4 protein-coding genes and 1 pseudogene are annotated in these 2,329 nt (G+C 64.4%); 2 read left to right on the forward strand and 3 right to left on the reverse strand.

All coding sequences use genetic code 11. From position 1 onward, the window contains the following. Positions 1-911 (forward strand): class I SAM-dependent methyltransferase (locus AC1DU6_RS27845; protein ID WP_477861084.1); only part of this gene is annotated, 911 nt, incomplete at its 5' end. A 49-nt stretch (positions 912-960) separates the two neighbouring features. Here AC1DU6_RS27845 and AC1DU6_RS27850 read toward each other — a convergent pair. The 3 genes and pseudogenes from AC1DU6_RS27850 to AC1DU6_RS27860 form a co-directional block, all read right to left on the reverse strand. Beyond that, a complete protein-coding gene (locus AC1DU6_RS27850) occupies positions 961-1,191 on the reverse strand; it encodes a DUF6429 family protein (RefSeq protein WP_457323580.1) in 231 nt (76 codons plus the stop codon). Next, positions 1,188-1,289, reverse strand: a complete 102-nt coding sequence (locus AC1DU6_RS27855) for an integrase (protein WP_477861088.1) — start codon at positions 1,287-1,289, stop codon at positions 1,188-1,190. Before AC1DU6_RS27855 ends, AC1DU6_RS27850 begins: the two co-directional genes overlap by 4 nt. A gap of 67 nt (positions 1,290-1,356) precedes the next feature. Further along, a pseudogene (locus tag AC1DU6_RS27860) lies at positions 1,357-1,602 on the reverse strand (phage integrase N-terminal SAM-like domain-containing protein); the annotation flags it as partial. A 544-nt stretch (positions 1,603-2,146) separates the two neighbouring features. Here AC1DU6_RS27860 and AC1DU6_RS27865 point away from each other — a divergent pair. Further along, on the forward strand, positions 2,147-2,329 hold a 183-nt coding region (locus AC1DU6_RS27865; RefSeq protein WP_477861086.1), incomplete at its 3' end, for a hypothetical protein.

The following is a 2,329-nucleotide window of genomic DNA, read 5'->3' on the forward strand; positions in this document are numbered from 1 at the left end:
AAGAGGTGCAGTTCGCCGTCAGCCGCAAGGGCCGGGAAACGCTGCGGGTGACGCGCGTCGATGGGTCTGAAGCGGTTGCTCCCGCTGCCCACGACAAGGCCAAGCAGCGCCCGCTGGACATGGTCAATCCCGTGTGGTCGGCGCTGGGGCTGACCCACCTTGTCAAGGGCGAGCCGGCGCTGGTGCCAGCGATGGCACGCAAGTGGAAGCAGATCAATCGCTTCGTCGAGATCCTGTCCTCGGCCGTCGACGAGGCCGAGCTGCAAGGCCCCGTGCGGGTGGCCGACTTCGGCTCTGGCAAGGGCTACCTGACCTTCGCCGTGCATGACTGGCTGCAGTCCCACGGCCTCAGCCCCCGCGTGACGGGCATCGAGCTGCGTGACGACATGGTCAAGCTGTGCGGTGCCATCGTCGACAACGAGGGCCTCACCGGCCTGCGTTTCGACCAGGGCGATGTGCGCACCCAGGCCGTGCAGCCGCTGGACGTGATGATCGCCCTGCATGCCTGCGACATCGCCACCGACCATGCCCTGCATGTCGGCCTGCAGTCCGGCGCCAAAGTCATCATGAGTTCGCCCTGCTGCCACAAGGAGCTGCGCCCGCAGATGACGCTGCCCGCGGTGCTGCGGCCCATGCTGCAGCACGGCATCCATCTCGGCCAGGAGGCCGAGATGGTGACCGACTCGCTGCGCGCCCTGCTGCTGGAGAGCCAGGGCTACCGCACCCAGGTCTTCGAGTTCATCGCGCTGGAGCACACCAGCAAGAACAAGATGATCCTGGCCGTGAAGGCGCAGGGCCTGGCCGCCGAGGCGTTGGCTGCGCGCCGGCCCGAGCTGCTGGCGCAGATTGCCGAGATCAAGCGCTTTTATGGTCTGCGCGAGCAGCGGTTGGAGCAGTTGCTGGCGGGGTGATGAGTCGGCCGGCGCCGCTGCGGCGGTGCGGCGGTGCGGCCTCAGCCGCTTAGCCCGCCTTGCCAAATAGCGACTGCAGCAGGGCCTCCGCCCTCTGCAGGCCTTCATCGGTGAGAGCCACGGACGTCGCCTTGCCGACCGGGTCGCTGATCAACCCCTTCTCGTGCAGCCGGCCCATCGCATCCCAATCGAAGGACTTCCACGCATGCTGGCCGTCATGCAGGCCCAGCAGCAGCAAGGCCAGCACGGCGTCGTCGATCCGTTCGATGTCCAGGTTCATGAAGCCTCCTGTCGAGCCATGGCCAGTACATCCAGTGGCGAGCGCACGGCACCGCCGCCGAGCTTGAGCACGTGGGTGTAGATCATCGTGGTGGCCACGTCCGAGTAGCCGAGACAGGGCCTGGCTGTGGGTTGACGGCGCCACTGCACGGTCATTGGCCAGATACGTCAGGAAGGCCTCCACCTCGGGCCCACCCAGCTCCGCCGGATGCCGCAACCCATGAAAGCGGATGAAGGCTTTTACCCAGTAGGCGTAGACCTCTTCGGTGCGCAGGCTGTAGTGCAGGAGGCGGCAGCGCTCGCGCAACTGATCGAGCACGCGGACCGACCGCAGTGGCGGCAATTCGCTCGGTGACGGCCGGGGCCGCAGGTTTCCCCGAGGTGGCAAGGTCGGCAACTGGACTGGCATCATGAGCCCTCCAGCGGCACTGCCTCTGTTCAATGAGAACTTGTAACGACGCGCCGCTTTTGCCGGGAATTTGGTGCTGTATATCCATACAGTCAACGTGAAAAAATTGCTGATGAATCAATTGCTTTTGTCCGCCAGTCGGCACCGATCTAGGGCGCAGCTTGCCTGCCTAAGTAGCAGTGGCGGTCTCCCGAGAACACGTTGAGCAGCAGGCATGAAGCTACTCTTGAGAGTTGAGGACACCTTCGATATCCCGGCCTTCGGTGGGCTCGTGGTGGTGCCCGGTCCGCTCGTGCAAGACTACGGCGGCCCATCCAAACTTGAAGTCCAACTGCGAATGCCTGACGCTTCTGCTGTGCAAGCAATGCTCACGGTTCAGTGGATTTCCCAAACCCCGCCGCCCAAGGAGCCGCGGTGGGGTTGCGTCTTTCACGGACTCTCAAAAGCAGATGTTCCCGTGGGCACTGAGGTTTGGTACCAGCCTGCTGCCCAACCTGTCGCTGCAGCGGACGGCTCCGCCGCCCGCTGACCTTTGACGTTGAGCAGCATGAGCAACATGCGTTTTCTGTCAGAGGCTAGGCTGTGGATGATTGACCCGCCGAGCGGGTACGCCTACGAAATCGTCGTTGCGGGCGAGGCCGATCAGCCCGCGCCGGCTCGGCTCGCACTCGTTCGTTCAGCAATCGAGTCGGTGGAAGATCTCAAGACCAAGGCGGTCGCATACCTGGAC

Source organism: Roseateles sp. P5_B10 (genome assembly GCF_056400485.1).